Here is a 15,129-nt window from a genome sequence, read left to right as displayed (position 1 = left end):
CATCGTCCGGATCGGTTGCATCGCGTGTCTCATTGCGTGAGGTCGATTTCGTAGGTCGCGAGGTTCTTGCCCGAGCCGTCGTCGGCCGCGACCTGCGTGATGCCGGTCAGGCCGGCCGCCGCGGCGTCGCCGAGGCGGTTCGGCGCGGACGCGAACTGCACGTGCGCGACCGAGCTCGCGAGCTTCGTGAAGCGCCAGCTGCGCTGCGCGCCGTCGGCCGCGCGCGTGATCGCGCCGCGCTTCTTGATGAACGCGATCAGCACGTCGCGGTTAGCATCGGGCGACGCGAAGATCGTCTTGCTGCCGTCGAGGCCCGGGAAATTGCCGCCGCCGCTCGCACGGTAGTTGTTGGTCGCGACGATGAACTGCGCGTTCGGGTCGATCGGCGCGCCCTTGTACGTCAGGTTCCTGATTCGGCTGCCGACCGGCTGCGTGACGTCGATTTCATACGCGAGATCGGCCGACGTGAACATGTCGAAGTTGTAGCCGGGGAAGGTGCTGACGAGCGGCTGCACGGTGGCCTTGGTCGGGTCGATCGTGTTGAAGCGCTTGGCGGCCGTCTCGAGCCAGTTCTTCACGTCGGCGCCGCTCACCTTCACCGCGTACACGGTGTTCGGATACAGGTACAGGTCGGCCGCGTTGTTGATCGCGAGCGCGCCCGGCGCGACGTCGGTGTAGTCGGTGCCGCCGCCGAAGCCGCTCTTGAACGGCGCGCTGACCGACAGCACCGGCAGCGATGCGTACTGCGGTAGGTTCGCCTGCACGTAGGTCTTCACGTAGTCGGCCTGCGCCTCGTTGACGATCTGGATCGCGCCCGGATCGCCGACGTCCGCGAAGTACGAGTTCATCCGGTAGTCGGTCGAGCCGATCGGCGTCTTCACGTAGTCGATCGTCGCCTGGTGCTCGGCCGCGATCGCGGCGGACACCGACGGGTCGGCCGCGACGTAGCTCTTGTCGGCGTTCTGGATCGGCCGCGCCTCGACGGTCGTCTGCGACTTGTCGACGGCCCAGGTCTTGCCGTCGAACTTCAGGCCGAGCTTGATCACGCCGAGATGCTTGCCCCAGTAGTTGGCCATCACGGTCGGCACGCCGTTGACGGTGCCCTTGACCTTGTCGACGCCCGGCAGGTTGAACTGCGCCACGGTGCTGTTCGCGTCCGGGAACACCTGGTGCGAGTGGCCGATCAGCATCGCGTCGATGCCGGACACCTTCGACAGCCACCAACTGCCGTTTTCCATCGTCGGCGAGTACGCGGAATTGTCGAGGCCGCCGTGCGAGATCGCGACGACGAGATCGGCGCCTTTCGCGCGCATCTCCGGAATGTACTTCTCGGCCGCTTCCTTCAGCCCGGTCGTGTAGACCTTGCCGTCGAGCCAGCGCTTGTCCCAGTTCATGATCGCGGGCGGCGTGAAGCCGATGATGCCGATCTTCACGGGCGCGCTGACGGTCTTGCCGTCCGGCGTCGTGGCCGTCACCGTGCGCGTCAGGATCGTGTACGGCGTGAACAGCGGCGCGTTGGTCTTCGCGCTGATCACGTTCGCGAGTACCTGCGGGAAGTTCGGGCCCGCGCACTTCTTCTGCTGGGCCGGCGCCGGCAGGCCGTCGACCTCGAACGTGTTGCCGGTCACCTGCGACAGGTACGGCAGCCCGTAGTTGAATTCATGGTTGCCGATCCCGCCGCCGTCGAATTTCGCGGCGTTCATCACCTTGTAGATCGCGAGCGTCTGGTCGCAGCCGACCGGCTTCACGAGCGCCTGGTAGTCCGACAGCGCGGTGCCCTGGATCGTGTCGCCGTTGTCGAGCAGCAGCGTGTTCGGGTACTGCTTGCGCGCCTGCGCGATCAGCGTCGACACGCGCTCGAAGCCGAGCGAATTGTCGGCGGCGAGCTTGAAATAGTCGTACGACAGCACGTTGGTGTGCAGGTCGGTCGTCTCGAGCAGCGCGAGCGTGGCCGTCGTGCCGACGGGCGCCTGGGCCTCGGGCTGCGACGGCGGCGTGGCGGTGACGTCGTCGCCGCCGCAGCCGGCGAGGACGAAGGCGAGGCTGGCGAGCGCGGCGGCGGCCGGCACGTGGCGGCGGGAAAGCGGGGGGAGACGCATCGGTTGTCCTGTTCGGTGTTCTGTTTTATGAAACGCGAGGTACGCACGAATGGCGGCGCGGCGCGCCGTCGGCCTGAGGTGCGGCGCGTGAGAGTATCGAAAGGAAACGTGACGGAACAATGAAAGGTCGCGACGCGGGCAGCGGGCCGTGGCCCGTCTCGGTTTCGGGCCGGTCCCGGCCGGCACCAGCCCGGCGCCCCGGCTGCGCGCCCGAGCCCGGCGCCTCGATCGGCGCCCCCGGCCCCGCGCCCCGGCGGCGCCTCCCGAGTTCGCGCCGCCGGCTGCGCAACCCGCCGAAATCCTCACGTCGCGGCATCGGGCGGTTCGCTACAATGGCCGCTGTCATCCTTTTGCAAACAACCTGCCCTTGGACTTCGAGACTCCTCCCGGCCTGTCGGTCGACGCCGGCGGCCAGGGCCAGACGGTGCGCCTGACCGGCCAGTGGACCGCGCTCTCGCTCGCGCGCAACCGCGGCGCCGTGGCGCGCCGCATCGCGAGCATCGCCGCCGGGCGCGTGAGCGAATGGGATCTGTCCGGCATCGAGCGGCTCGACCACGTCGGCGGCCAGGCGCTGTGGCGCGTATGGGGCCGCAAGCTGCCGGCCGGCGTCGCGCTGAGCGCCACGCAGCGCACGATCTTCGAGCGCATCGAGCGGCTCGACAGCGAACGCGAGGCGCCGGAGCGCATCGTGCGCTTCGATCCCGTCACGCGGCTCGGCCTGGCGATCTTCGCGTTCGGCGAACACCTGCAGGGCGGCATCACGATGTTCGGCCGCGTGATCCTCGATGCGCTGTCGGTGCTGCGCCGCCCGAAGACGATGCCGTGGAAGGAAACCTCGGCGAACATCTACAGCGCCGGCGCGCAGGCGCTGCCGATCACCGCGCTCGTCGCGTTCCTGATCGGCATCGTGCTCAGCTACCTGTCCGCGCAGCAACTGCAGATGTTCGGCGCGAACCGCTACATCGTGAACATCCTCGGGCTGTCGGTGATCCGCGAGCTCGGCCCCGTGCTGTCGGCGATCCTCGTCGCGGGCCGCTCCGGCTCGGCGATCACCGCGCAGATCGGCGTGATGCGGGTGACCGAGGAGCTCGACGCGATGCGCGTGATGGGCATTCCGCACGGGCTGCGGCTGATCCTGCCGCGCGTGCTCGCGCTCGGCGTCGCGATGCCGCTGCTCGTGATGTGGACCAACATCATCGCGCTGACGGGCGGCGCGCTCGCCGCGAAGCTGGTGCTCGGCATCGACATCAACTATTTCGTGCGCTCGCTGCCGGGCGTCGTGCCGATCGCGAACCTGTACATCGGCGTCGGCAAGGGCGTCGTGTTCGGCATGCTGATCGCGCTGGTCGCGTGCCATTTCGGCTTCCGGATCAAGGCGAACTCGCAGAGCCTCGGCGAAGGCACGACCACGTCGGTGGTGTCGTCGATCACGGTCGTGATCCTCGCCGACGCGGTGTTCGCGATCCTGTTCCAGAACGTGGGGCTCGGATGAACGCATCGAACGAAACGACCGCGCATGCCGCGGCCATCGGCGCCGGGGCGGTCGGCCCCCGGCCGGACGCGGCCGCCGACGCCGGCGATCTCGTGATCGAGGTGCGCAACCTGACCAAGCGCTACGGGCGCAACATCGTTCACCAGAAGCTCGATTTCGACGTGCGGCGCGGCGAGATCGTGTCGATCGTCGGCGGGTCGGGCTCCGGCAAGACGACGCTCGTGCGGCAGATCCTGGGCCTCGAACGGCCGACGTCGGGCACGATCAAGGTGTTCGGCGAGGATACGTCGACGATCGACGATGCAAGCGCGCGGATGATGCGCACGCGCTCGGGGATGCTGTTCCAGCAGGGCGCGCTGTTCTCGTCGATGACGGTGTTCGACAACGTCGCGCAGCCGCTGCGCGAGCTCGGCCGCGTGCCGCCGGACCTGCTGCACGACATCGTGATGCTGAAGCTCGAGATGGTCGGGCTGCCGTGCAAGCACGCGTCGAAGATGCCGGCCGCGCTGTCGGGCGGGATGGTGAAACGGGTTGGCATCGCGCGCGCGATCGCACTGGAGCCCGAGCTGCTGTTCCTCGACGAGCCGACGGCCGGCCTCGATCCGCAGGCGTCCGACGAATTCGTCGAGCTGATCGCGACGCTGCATCGCACGCTCGGGCTGACCGTCGTGATGGTGACGCACGACCTCGACACGATGGTCGCGCTGTCGACGCGCGTCGCGGTGCTGGCCGACCGCAAGGTGCTGGTCGCCGCGCCCGTCGAGGAGGCCGCGAACGTCGACCATCCGTTCATCCACGAATATTTCCTGGGGCTGCGCGGGCGCCGCGCATTGCAGGCGCTGCCGCCCGAGCGGCGCGCGAAGCTGCCGAAGGCGGCCCTCGAACCGGCGCTCTCGAGCGTCGAGCTGTAGAAGCAAGGAACCCGCGAATGGAAAACAAATCACATGCGTTCTGGGCCGGCCTGTTCACGATCGCGCTGACGCTCGCGATCGCGGGCACCGTGTTCTGGTTCAACGTCGACCGCACCGTGCGCGTGCCGTACGACCTGCTCGCGCGCACCAACGTGACGGGACTGTTCCCGGATGCGGCGGTGCGCTTTCGCGGCCTCGACGTCGGCAAGGTGCAGTCGATCGGCTTCGATCGCACGCATCCGGGCCAGATCCGCATCCGCATCCTCGTCGATCACGATGCGCCGATCACGCAGTCGACCTACGGCAGCCTCGGCTTCCAGGGCGTGACGGGCATCGCGTTCGTGCAGCTGGAAGATACGGGGCGCGATCTGGCGCCGCTGCCGTCGTCGCCGAAGGCGATCGCGCAGATCCCGATGCGGCCGAGCCTGTTCGACCAGATCCAGGAGCGCGGCGACGTGCTGCTGCGGCAGCTCGAACTGGCCGCGAAGAGCGCGAACGCGCTGATGTCGCCCGAGATGCGCGAGCAGTTGCGCGCGACCGCCGAAAGCCTGCAGCACGCGGCCGACGGCGCCGCGACGCTGACGAAGCAGCTCGGCCCGGCAGTCACCGCGCTGCCCGAGACGATGCACGAGGTGAACCGCGCGATGGCGTCGGCGAACACGCTGCTGCAGCCGAACGGGCCGCTCGTGTCGAACCTGAACAAGGCCGGCACGGCCGCCGAGCAGGTCGGCGTCGCGCTGAACGGCCTCAACGCGCGCGTGCAGTACGACACGCTGCCGCGCTTCAATGCGCTGGCCGACAGCGTCGGCGACGCGTCGCGGCAATTGAAGGACGTCGCCGGTGAACTCGGCCGCAACCCGCGCAGTCTGTTGTTCGGTTCGCCCGGCGCGGCGCCGGGGCCCGGTGAAGCGGGCTTTGTCTGGCCGGGCGCGACGGCCGGGAAGTGATACACGGGACATACGGAACACACGGCAGCAGTTGATCGATCGTCCGGCCGGGAGCGGCCGGGCATGACGCCCATCGAAACCGGACACATCATGCAGGAATACGCCATGCCACGAATCCTTGACCGCGCGCTGCGCCCGGCCGCGGCCGCGCTCGCCGTGCTGACGCTCGCGCTCGCGGCCGGTTGCGCCGGCAACGACGCGGTGCTGTCGAACATCCGCTACGACCTCGGGCCTGCCTCGTCGGTGACGACCACCGGTTCGGGCCCCGCGCTGAAGGTGCTCGACGTCGCCGCGCCCGACGCGCTCGATTCGGACAAGTTCGCGTACCGCCTCGCGTACGCGGATGCGCAGCACGTGGCCGTTTATCGCGACAGCCGCTGGACCGCGCCGCCCGCGCAACTGCTCACGCAGCGGCTGCGCGGCGCGCTGTCGTCGCGCGGCACGGTGCTCGAAGGCGCCGACGGCGTGCGTGCGCCGACCCTCAAGGTCGACCTCAGCGAATTCGAACAGGTTTTCGACGGGCAGTCGCAAAGCCACGGCGCGGTCACCGCGCGCGCGACGCTGATGCAGGACGGCAAGGTGCTCGGCCAGCGCACGTTCGTTGCGCGCGCGCCGTCGAGCACGCCCGACGCCGCCGGCGGCGCGCGTGCGCTCGCGGCGGCCAGCGACGAACTCGTGTCGCAGATCGCCGCGTGGGTCGGCGTGCAGGCGTACGCGGGCACGCCGTGACGCCTGACGTGCCGCCGCGATTGCATCCGCGATGAACGTGCCCGGCACGCATCGCGCGTCGCCGCTCGCGCGGCAGGCGTTTGCCGCCTACGCGGCGCTGATCGTCTATGCGTCGCTGTATCCGTTCGAAGGCTGGGTGTCGCTCGGCATCGGCCCGTTCGATTACCTGTTCGCGCCGATGCAGCGCTATGTAACCGCATTCGACGTGGTCACGAACGTGCTCGGCTATCTGCCGTTCGGCGCGCTCGGCGTGCTCGCGCTGCATCCGCGCTGGCGCGGCGTGGCCGCGACGCTGATCGCGGGCGGGCTCGGCGTGCTGCTGTCGGGCACGATGGAAGCGCTGCAGACCTACCTGCCGACGCGCGTCGCGTCGAATCTCGATCTCGGCGCCAACGCGCTCGGCGCGCTGCTGGGCGCGGCGCTCGCGGCGCCGGCCACCGGCGCGCTGCTCGACCGCGGCGCGCTGCGCCGGCTGCGCTTCGCGTGGCTGGAGCCCGACGGCGCGACGCCGCTGCTGCTCGCTGCACTGTGGCCGTTCGCGATCGTGTTTCCGTCGCCGTTCCTGTTCGGCATCGGCGACTGGCCGGCCGCGCTGTGGGAGCGCGCCGACGCGTCAATGCAGGACGCGCTGCTCGCGTGGCTGCCGGCCGCATGGCGCGTCAGCGAATGGCCCGAGCGGGTCGACGGCTGGCTGTCCGATTCCGCATGGGAAGCCGTGCTCGGCGGGCTGATGCTGTTCGCCGCGCTGGCGATCGCGTCGCTCGCGATGCGCGCGCGCGCGCCGCGCATCCGGCTGCTGATCGCGCTGGTGGTTGCCACGCTCGTGCTGAAGGCGGCCGCGACGTTCATGCAGTCGGCCACCGGCCTCGTCGTCGTGTGGGCGACGCCCGGCGCGCGGCTCGGCATCGAGCTCGGTTTCGCGGCGGCGCTCGTCGCGTTGCGCGTGCCGGCGACGTGGCGCGCGCTGCTCGCGGCGCTCGCGCTGCTGGCCGGCGTCGCGCTCGTGAACCTGCTGCCGGTCAACCCGTTCTTCGACTTCACGCTGTCGGGGTGGCGACAGGGCCGCTACGTGCACTTCAACAGCATCGCGCGCTGGCTCGCATGGATCTGGCCCTACGCGGCGCTGATCTGGCTCGGCCAGCGCGTCGAACACGCGTGGCTGCCGGCCGCGCTGCGCCGCTGACGCGACGGCCGGGGCCGTGCGGCGGCGGCCGTGCCGCGGGCAGCCGCGTGCGCCGGTCGCTATAATCGTCCGCATCCTCCGTTGCCGCCTCGCGCAACGGCAATCCATCGCCCCTCTTTCCGCACGGCTTCGTGCCGGGCCGCTCGTCACCATCATGGATTCCTACTACCAGCACCACGTCTTCTTCTGCCTGAATCAACGCGAACCGGGCGCCGAACGCCCGAGCTGCGCGCAATGCGATGCACAGACCATGCAGGAATACGCGAAAAAGCGTGTGAAGGAACTCGGTCTCGCGGGGCCCGGCAAGGTCCGCATCAACAAGGCCGGCTGCCTCGACCGCTGCGAGGAAGGGCCGGTGATGGTCGTGTATCCGGAAGGCACGTGGTACACGTACGTCGATCAGGCCGACATCGACGAGATCGTCGAGTCGCACCTGCGCGACGGCAAGGTCGTCGACCGCCTGAAGATCTGAGCGGGCCGGCCGAATGAACGTTCATACGCAGAAATCGCTGATCGCGGGCCCGATCGGCCAGATCGAAATCGCGGTCGACCTGCCCGACGCCGTGCGCGAAGGCGGCGCCGCGCCGCGCGGCATCGCGCTCGTCGCGCATCCGCATCCGCTGTTCGGCGGCACGATGGACAACAAGGTCGCGCAGACGCTCGCGCGCACGCTCGTGCAGTTGAACTACGTCGTCTACCGGTCGAATTTCCGTGGCGTCGGCGCGACCGAGGGCGTGCACGACAACGGCACGGGCGAGGCCGACGACCTGCTCGCGGTGCTCGCGCACATGCGCGCGCAGCCCGCGTATGCGGACCTGCCGCTCGTGCTCGCGGGCTTCTCGTTCGGCACCTTCGTGCTGTCGCACGTCGCGAAGCGGTTGCGCGACGCGGGCGAGACGATCGAGCGGATGGTGTTCGTCGGCACGGCCGCGAGCCGCTGGCAAGTGGCCGACGTGCCGGAGAACACGCTCGTGATCCACGGCGAAACCGACGACACGGTGCCGATCGCGTCGGTGTACGACTGGGCGCGGCCGCAGGAGCTGCCGGTCGTCGTGATCCCCGGCGCCGAGCATTTTCTCCATCGCAAGCTGCACGTGCTGAAGCGCATCATCGTCGACGCGTGGCGCTAGGGCTGGCGCAAGCCCGTCACCAGTGTGAACAGGCCCCTGGCCTGCATGCGATGGCCGGCGTGAGCGCCGGCGACCGCACCGCGCACCGGCGCCCGGGCGGCTGAGGCGCGCCCCTTCCCGAAACTTCACGCAACATCGCGCCGCCCCGCACGGCGCGACGCCTGCCGCATGGCGGCGCAACCCGACTTGCATGCCGCCTGCGCACACCTTTCGCGCGGCTTCGAGCGCGTGTGTCCGCTGCATGCCCGTGCGATGCTCTCGCAACCGGTATGCGGGTGTCCGCTGCATGCCCGTGCGATGCTCTCGCAACCGGTATGCGGGTGTCCGCCGCCAGGTTCGCGAAAACGCCGTTCGCGGCCACGTATAATGGCCGCATTTCGCGTTGCCCGCGGCCCGGCTGGGCCCATGCGGCGCTCGTTTCGCCGCCTGTCCGCCCGCTCGCGACGGCCGCGAACCGAACGCGCCCGCACGAGTCCAACCGGCGCGTTTCGCGTCGCCCGACGGTGTCGGGCGAGTGCCCGAGACGCCCGCCGCCTTGCCGTTCAACCCTGCGCGTCTCGCACCGCACTTTCTGCCATCAGCCTGAATCGATCATGCGTCTGTCTTCCCAAGGCCTCAAGTCCCTCGCTTCCTCCATCGCCTTCGGCACCGCCGCGCGCAACGTCGCGCTCGGCGTGATGCTGCCCGTCGCGCTCGCCTCGACGATCGTCGTCGCCGAGGCGAAGCCGGCCGCCAAGGCCAAGGCCGCGCATGCGGCGCCGGCCGCCGAGCAGTTCACCGGCGCGCCCGCGACCTACATGCCGGGCGCGGTGCCGCCGCCGGGTGTGAACGCGCGCTCGTGGGTGCTCGTCGACGCGACGAGCAACACGGTGCTCGCATCGGGCAATGCGGACGAACGCGTGGAACCGGCGTCGCTGACGAAGCTGATGACGGCCTACCTCGTGTTCGAGGCGCTCGACAAGAAGAAGATCTCGATGGAGCAGATCGTCACGCCGAGCGACGCAGTGCGCCGCGTCGGCCGCGACGAGTCGCGCATGTTCATCGAGGCGAACAAGCCGGTGTCCGTGCACGACCTCGTGTACGGGATGATCATCCAGTCGGGCAACGATGCCGCGATCGCGCTGGCCGAGCTCGTCGGCGGCAGCGAAGGGCAGTTCGTCACGATGATGAACGACGAGGCAGGGCGCCTCGGCATGAAGGGCACGCACTTCGCCGACGTGAACGGCATGCCCGACCCGAACCACTACACGACGGCCGGCGACCTCGCGAAGCTGTCGGCCCACCTGATCCGCGATTTTCCGCAGTACTACAGCATCTTCTCGGAGAAGGAATTCAAGTACAACAACATCCGCCAGGGCAACCGCAACCGGCTGCTGTGGCTCGACCCGACGGTCGACGGCCTGAAGACCGGCCATACGCAGGCGGCCGGTTACTGCCTGATCGCGTCGGCGAAGCGCGCGATCCCGGGCGTCGACGGCCAGCGCCGCCTGGTGTCGGTGATGATGGGCGAGCAGAAGGAAAGCGAGCGTACGCAGGACAGCATGAAGATGCTGAACTACGGCTACAGCGCGTTCGATTCGGTGCGCCTGTTCAAGGGCGGCCAGGCGATCTCGACGCCGCGCATCTACAAGGGCAAGGACAACACCGTGCAGGTCGGCGTGAAGGGCGACCAGTGGGCGACCGTGCCGCGCGGCCTCGGCGACAAGGTCAAGACCGAAGTCGACGTCAACGCGCCGCTGATCGCGCCGCTCGCCGAAGGCCAGCAGGTCGGCACCGTGAAGATCGTCGCCGACGGCAAGACGCTGTCCGAATTCCCGGTCGTCGCGCTGCAGGCCGTGCCGGAAGCGGGTATCTTCGGACGTATCTGGGACTCGATCCTGCTGATGTTCAGCAAGAAGAAGTAAGCACGACGGGCCTTTGTTTTCACGACTTCATCCCCATCTGTCATAGCTATGAGCCAAGCCGAATTCGAACCGATCGTCTACCTCAGCGTCTCGGCGCAGGAGGAACTGGTGCCGCTGTCCGAAGCCCGTGTCCCGGTGCTCGACCGCGGGTTCATTTTTGGCGACGGCGTGTATGAAGTCGTGCCCGTCTATGCGCACGACGGCGCGCACGTGCCGTTCCGGATCGAACAGCATCTGGACCGGCTCGCGCGCAGCCTGAAGAAGATCGGCATCGACAACCCGCACGATGCGGCGGGCTGGCGCGCGCTGATCGAGCGGGTGGTCGCGGCGAATGCCGAAGGCCTCGGCGACGGCAACGCGCTCGTCTACCTGCAGGTGACGCGCGGCGTCGCGAAGCGCGGCCACGCGTTCCCGGCGAACGCGGTGCCGACCGTGTTCGCGATGACGAGCCCGCTGCGCCTGCCGTCGGAAGCGGAGCGCGCGAAGGGCGTGCGCTGCGTGACGGCCGAGGATCGCCGGTGGCTGCATTGCGACATCAAGTCGATCTCGCTGCTCGGCAACGTGTTGATGGCGCAGCATGCGGCCGAACGCGACGCGTTCGAGACGATCCAGCTGCGCGACGACAACGTGACCGAAGGCTCGTCGTCGAACGTGTGGATCGTGAAGAACGGCGAACTGTTCGCACCGCCGCGCAGCAACAAGATCCTCGAAGGGATCCGCTACGCGCTGGTCGAGCAGCTGGCCGAAGAGTGCGGGATCCGGTTCGTCGCGCGCGAGATCAGCGAGGTCGAGCTGCGCTCGGCCGACGAGATCATGCTGACGTCGGCAACCAAGGAAATCCTGCCTGTGACGTCGCTCGACGATCTGCCCGTGCAGGGCGGCAAGCCGGGCCCCGTGTTCGCGGCGCTGTATGACGCGTACCAGCGTGCGAAGGCACGCGAATTTGAACAGTTTGACCTGACCCGGAGAAAATGATGAGCGAACCGACCAAAACCGTCGAGGTGACCGGCGCGATCGAGACCCGGAAGGAGTCGCTGCTGGAGTTTCCGTGCGATTTCCCGATCAAGATCATGGGCAAGGCGCACCCCGAATTCAAGGACACGATCTTCAAGGTCGTGGCCGTTCACGACAACGAGATCGACGTCGAGAAGATCGAGGAGCGTGCGTCGAGCGGCGGCAATTACACGGGCCTCACGATCACCGTGCGCGCGACGAGCCAGGAGCAGCTCGACAACATCTACCGTGCGCTGACCGGCCATCCGATGGTCAAGGTCGTCCTTTAAGCGCTCGTTCCGGCGTCCGGGATCAGCGCAATCGGCCGCTGATCCCTTTCCATCCTCCTTCCAGCGCGCACTCGGCGGGGCATTTCCCCGCCGCGCGCCGCGCGTCCAGCTCGTCGCACAGCCGCTTGTATTCGGCCACTTCCTCGAACAGCCAGGTCCGGAACGCCTGCACGCGCGGCGTGTTCAGCAGCGGCGGCGGGCACACGAAAAAATAGTGCCACGGGCTCGGCCCGTCGATGTCGAACAGGCGCACGATGCGCCCGTCGAGCAGGTCGTGCACCGCGAGCGAGCGGCGCACCAGCGCGATGCCCTGGCCCTCGATCGCGGCCAGCAGCAGGTTCGACGAATCCTGGTACAGAATCCCGCGTTTCGGCTCGGTCAGCGTATCGAGCCCGGCCGCGTCGAACCACGGTCGCCACAGCTCGTCGTCCGAGCGCAGCAGCGGGTAGTGCACGAGATCGGCGGGCGTTTGCGGCAGCTTGCCGCCGTTCAGCGTCGGCGCGCACGCCGGAAAGAACACCTCCTCGAACAGCGGCTCCACGTGGAGCCCCGGATAGCTGCCGAAGCCGAAGCGGATCGCGAGATCGACGTCGTCGCGCGCGAAATCGGTCAGCGAATTGGTCGACTGCAGCTCGACGTCGATTTCCGGATGCCGCTCGATGAACGTGCCGATGCGCGGCGTGATGAAGCGCGCGGCGAACGACGACAGCATCGACACCACCAGCCGCCGGTCGCGGTCGCTCGCGCGCACGTCGCGCGTCGCGTCGGCGATCACCATCAGCGCGGTGCGGATCTGCTGCGCGTAGCGCATGCCGGCGTCGGTCAGGCACAGCCGCTTGCCGTTGCGCGTGAACAGCTGCACGCCGAGCTCTTCCTCGAGCGCGCGCACCTGATGGCTGACCGCGCCGTGCGTGACGAACAGCTCGTCGGCGGCGCGCGAGAAGTTCTCGTGGCGGGCGGCGGCTTCGAATGCGCGAATCGCGTTCAGCGCCGGGAGCTGGCGGAGGTCCATTTGCTAATTTTCCTCACATCGACGTGAAAATTGGTCGTTTGGTCGGACGCCTTTGAATGACTACGATTGTAGCCATCGAAGCACTTATTGGCGGAGTCGATCATGCAAGAAATTTCTTCAAGCATCACCTTTGAAATTCCCGCCGGCGAGACCGTGCCGATGAAGGTGCAGCGCAGCACGCGGCTGACCGTCCAGTGCGGGCCGATCTGGGCGACGCGCAGCAACGACGTGGACGACTACTTCCTGGTCGACGGCGAGACGCTCAAGCTGCGTCGCGGCGAGCGGCTGTGGCTCAGCGCGGAAGGCCGCGAGGGCGCGTGCGTCGCGTTCTCGGTGTCGCGGCCGCCGCGGGAAGTCGCGCTGGGCGGGCTGACCCGGCTGCGCGAACGCGTGAGCGCGCTGTTCCACGACGGCTGGCGCACGGTCTGACCGTCATTTCATCCGACGGATACCGGCGATCCGTCCCCCTCCCCAGGCCGGCGAGACCCACGGGTTTTCGGTAAACTACCGCCCATGTCCGTTTCGCCGGTTTCCATCGTGTCCACGCCTGTCGCCGTTTCCGCATCGCCCGCCGGAGCCCCGGATCAGCCGGTCCAGCCGGTCACCGTGCGGTGGCGGGGCCGCGAGGCGTACGAGGCGAGCTTCGACGCGATGCGCGCGTTCACCGACACGCGCACGGCCGACACCGGCGACGAAATCTGGGTGGTCGAGCATCCGCCCGTCTACACGCTCGGCCAGGCCGGCGACCCGGCCCACCTGCTGGTGGCCGACAGCGGCGTGCCGCTCGTGAAGGTCGACCGCGGCGGACAAATCACCTACCACGGCCCCGGCCAGATCGTCGTCTACCTGCTGCTGGACCTGCGCCGGCGCAAGCTGATGGTGCGCACGCTCGTGACGAAGATCGAGGAGGCCGTGATCGAAACCCTCGCGGCGTATAATCTCGCTTCGGTCCGCAAGGCGGGCGCGCCCGGGATCTACGTGGCGTCCGGCGTGCACGAGGGCGCGAAGATCGCGGCCCTCGGCCTGAAGATCCGCAACGGCTGCAGCTATCACGGGCTGAGCCTGAACGTGAAGATGGATCTGCGCCCGTTTCTTGCGATCAACCCGTGCGGCTATGCCGGACTGGAAACCGTCGACATGGCGAGCCTCGCGGTTGCCGCCGACTGGAACGACGTCGCCCACACGCTGGTGGGCCGTCTGATCGCCAACCTCGACGGCGCATCCGCGGCCGCCGACAAGCCGCACGCACTGGAACAATCGAATGACTGACGTTACCGCTTCTCCCGCACCGGCCGATACGGCCGCGACCCCGGCCTACGATCCGACCGCCAAGCAGAAGGCGCAGGCGAAGACGGCGCGCATCCCGATCAAGGTCATTCCGATCGAAAAGCTGAAGAAGCCCGAGTGGATCCGCGTGAAGGCGGCCACCGGCAGCTCGCGTTTCAACGAGATCAAGACGATCCTGCGCGAGCACAACCTGCACACCGTGTGCGAGGAAGCGAGCTGCCCGAACATCGGCGAATGCTTCGGCAAGGGCACCGCGACGTTCATGATCATGGGCGACAAGTGCACGCGCCGCTGCCCGTTCTGCGACGTCGGCCACGGCCGTCCCGATCCGCTCGACGCGGATGAACCGAAGAACCTCGCGCGCACGATCGCGGCGCTCAAGCTCAAGTACGTGGTGATCACGAGCGTCGACCGCGACGACCTGCGTGACGGCGGCGCCGCCCACTTCGTCGAGTGCATTCGCGAAACGCGTGCGCAGTCGCCGGACACGCGCATCGAGATCCTGACGCCGGACTTCCGCGGCCGTCTCGACCGCGCGATCTCGATCCTGAACGCCGCGCCGCCCGACGTGATGAACCACAACCTCGAAACGGTGCCGCGCCTGTACAAGGAAGCGCGCCCGGGTTCGGACTACGCGCACTCGCTGAAGCTGCTGAAGGACTTCAAGGCGCTGCATCCGGACGTCGCGACGAAGTCGGGCCTGATGGTCGGCCTCGGCGAGACGGAAGAGGAAATCCTGCAGGTGATGCGCGACCTGCGCGCGCACGACGTCGACATGCTGACGATCGGCCAGTACCTGCAGCCGTCCGAGCACCACCTGCCGGTGCGGGCGTACGTGCATCCGGACACGTTCAAGATGTACGAGGAAGAGGCGTACAAGATGGGCTTCACGCACGCGGCCGTCGGCGCAATGGTGCGCTCGAGCTATCACGCCGATCTGCAGGCGCATGGGGCCGGGGTGGTCTGAGCGTCGCGCTCACTTCCATCTGCAACAGTCTCGAGCAGTCGAAAAAAGCCCGCAGCGATGCGGGCTTTTTCGTTGACGCGGCGGTTATCCGTGCATGCGCGCGGCAATCGTCATCCGACCGGATGCGCAATCCGGTCTAGCGTGGAAAGCAAAGCTGAAACGGCATCGATAGCTTCGCAGGATAA

General features: G+C 68.3%; 15 protein-coding genes. 13 read left to right on the top strand and 2 right to left on the bottom strand.

Annotation, left to right across the window (positions count from 1 at the left end):
* Positions 1-29: 29 nt before the first annotated feature.
* Positions 30-2,099: a bifunctional 2',3'-cyclic-nucleotide 2'-phosphodiesterase/3'-nucleotidase gene (locus AP428_RS12100; protein WP_027810384.1), complete on the bottom strand. Its 2,070-nt coding sequence runs from the start codon at positions 2,097-2,099 to the stop codon at positions 30-32.
* A gap of 367 nt (positions 2,100-2,466) precedes the next feature.
* On the opposite strand from AP428_RS12100, the gene AP428_RS12095 reads away from it, so the two are divergent.
* The 10 genes from AP428_RS12095 (at position 2,467) to AP428_RS12050 (ending at position 11,678) form a co-directional block, all read left to right on the top strand.
* Entirely contained in the window at positions 2,467-3,591 is a 1,125-nt protein-coding gene (locus AP428_RS12095) for an ABC transporter permease (protein WP_041489611.1), read from the top strand.
* Complete coding sequence (locus tag AP428_RS12090) at positions 3,588-4,502, top strand: ABC transporter ATP-binding protein (protein ID WP_011546312.1); 915 nt, start codon at positions 3,588-3,590, stop codon at positions 4,500-4,502. Before AP428_RS12095 ends, AP428_RS12090 begins: the two co-directional genes overlap by 4 nt.
* A gap of 17 nt (positions 4,503-4,519) precedes the next feature.
* A complete protein-coding gene (locus AP428_RS12085) occupies positions 4,520-5,449 on the top strand; it encodes an MlaD family protein (protein ID WP_012329298.1) in 930 nt (309 codons plus the stop codon).
* A 105-nt stretch (positions 5,450-5,554) separates the two neighbouring features.
* Complete coding sequence (locus AP428_RS12080) at positions 5,555-6,178, top strand: ABC-type transport auxiliary lipoprotein family protein (protein WP_023478104.1); 624 nt, start codon at positions 5,555-5,557, stop codon at positions 6,176-6,178.
* A gap of 31 nt (positions 6,179-6,209) precedes the next feature.
* Complete coding sequence (locus AP428_RS12075) at positions 6,210-7,361, top strand: VanZ family protein (protein WP_054928078.1); 1,152 nt, start codon at positions 6,210-6,212, stop codon at positions 7,359-7,361.
* Positions 7,362-7,515: 154 nt separating this feature from the next.
* On the top strand, positions 7,516-7,833 hold the full coding sequence (locus AP428_RS12070) for a ferredoxin (RefSeq protein ID WP_011694422.1): 318 nt from the start codon (positions 7,516-7,518) through the stop codon (positions 7,831-7,833).
* A gap of 13 nt (positions 7,834-7,846) precedes the next feature.
* On the top strand, positions 7,847-8,491 hold the full coding sequence (locus tag AP428_RS12065) for an alpha/beta hydrolase (RefSeq protein WP_006485236.1): 645 nt from the start codon (positions 7,847-7,849) through the stop codon (positions 8,489-8,491).
* A gap of 593 nt (positions 8,492-9,084) precedes the next feature.
* On the top strand, positions 9,085-10,395 hold the full coding sequence (locus AP428_RS12060; protein WP_011694421.1) for a D-alanyl-D-alanine carboxypeptidase family protein: 1,311 nt from the start codon (positions 9,085-9,087) through the stop codon (positions 10,393-10,395).
* Positions 10,396-10,443: 48 nt separating this feature from the next.
* A complete protein-coding gene (locus tag AP428_RS12055; RefSeq protein WP_011546306.1) occupies positions 10,444-11,370 on the top strand; it encodes a D-amino acid aminotransferase in 927 nt (308 codons plus the stop codon).
* Positions 11,370-11,678, top strand: a complete 309-nt coding sequence (locus AP428_RS12050) for a YbeD family protein (protein ID WP_011546305.1) — start codon at positions 11,370-11,372, stop codon at positions 11,676-11,678. The genes AP428_RS12055 and AP428_RS12050 overlap by 1 nt, the downstream gene beginning before the upstream one ends.
* Positions 11,679-11,700: 22 nt before the next feature.
* On the opposite strand, the gene AP428_RS12045 is transcribed toward AP428_RS12050, so the two are convergent.
* Complete coding sequence (locus tag AP428_RS12045) at positions 11,701-12,690, bottom strand: transcriptional regulator GcvA (protein WP_006485238.1); 990 nt, start codon at positions 12,688-12,690, stop codon at positions 11,701-11,703.
* Positions 12,691-12,792: 102 nt separating this feature from the next.
* Here AP428_RS12045 and AP428_RS12040 point away from each other — a divergent pair, with 102 nt between their 5' ends.
* The 3 genes from AP428_RS12040 (at position 12,793) to lipA (ending at position 14,944) form a co-directional block, all read left to right on the top strand.
* Complete coding sequence (locus AP428_RS12040) at positions 12,793-13,119, top strand: DUF2917 domain-containing protein (RefSeq protein ID WP_006477691.1); 327 nt, start codon at positions 12,793-12,795, stop codon at positions 13,117-13,119.
* A gap of 84 nt (positions 13,120-13,203) precedes the next feature.
* Positions 13,204-13,959: a lipoyl(octanoyl) transferase LipB gene (gene lipB, locus AP428_RS12035; RefSeq protein WP_054928077.1), complete on the top strand. Its 756-nt coding sequence runs from the start codon at positions 13,204-13,206 to the stop codon at positions 13,957-13,959.
* Positions 13,952-14,944, top strand: coding sequence for a lipoyl synthase (lipA, locus tag AP428_RS12030; RefSeq protein WP_006477693.1), 993 nt, complete (start codon positions 13,952-13,954; stop codon positions 14,942-14,944). The genes lipB and lipA overlap by 8 nt, the downstream gene beginning before the upstream one ends.
* Positions 14,945-15,129 lie beyond the last annotated feature (185 nt).

It is taken from the genome of Burkholderia sp. E168m22, from assembly GCF_001319805.1.
In the GTDB taxonomy this organism is placed as follows: domain Bacteria; phylum Pseudomonadota; class Gammaproteobacteria; order Burkholderiales; family Burkholderiaceae; genus Burkholderia; species Burkholderia orbicola.
Note: the sequence above shows the minus strand (reverse complement) of the source record. Positions and strands in the feature narration are given on the sequence as shown.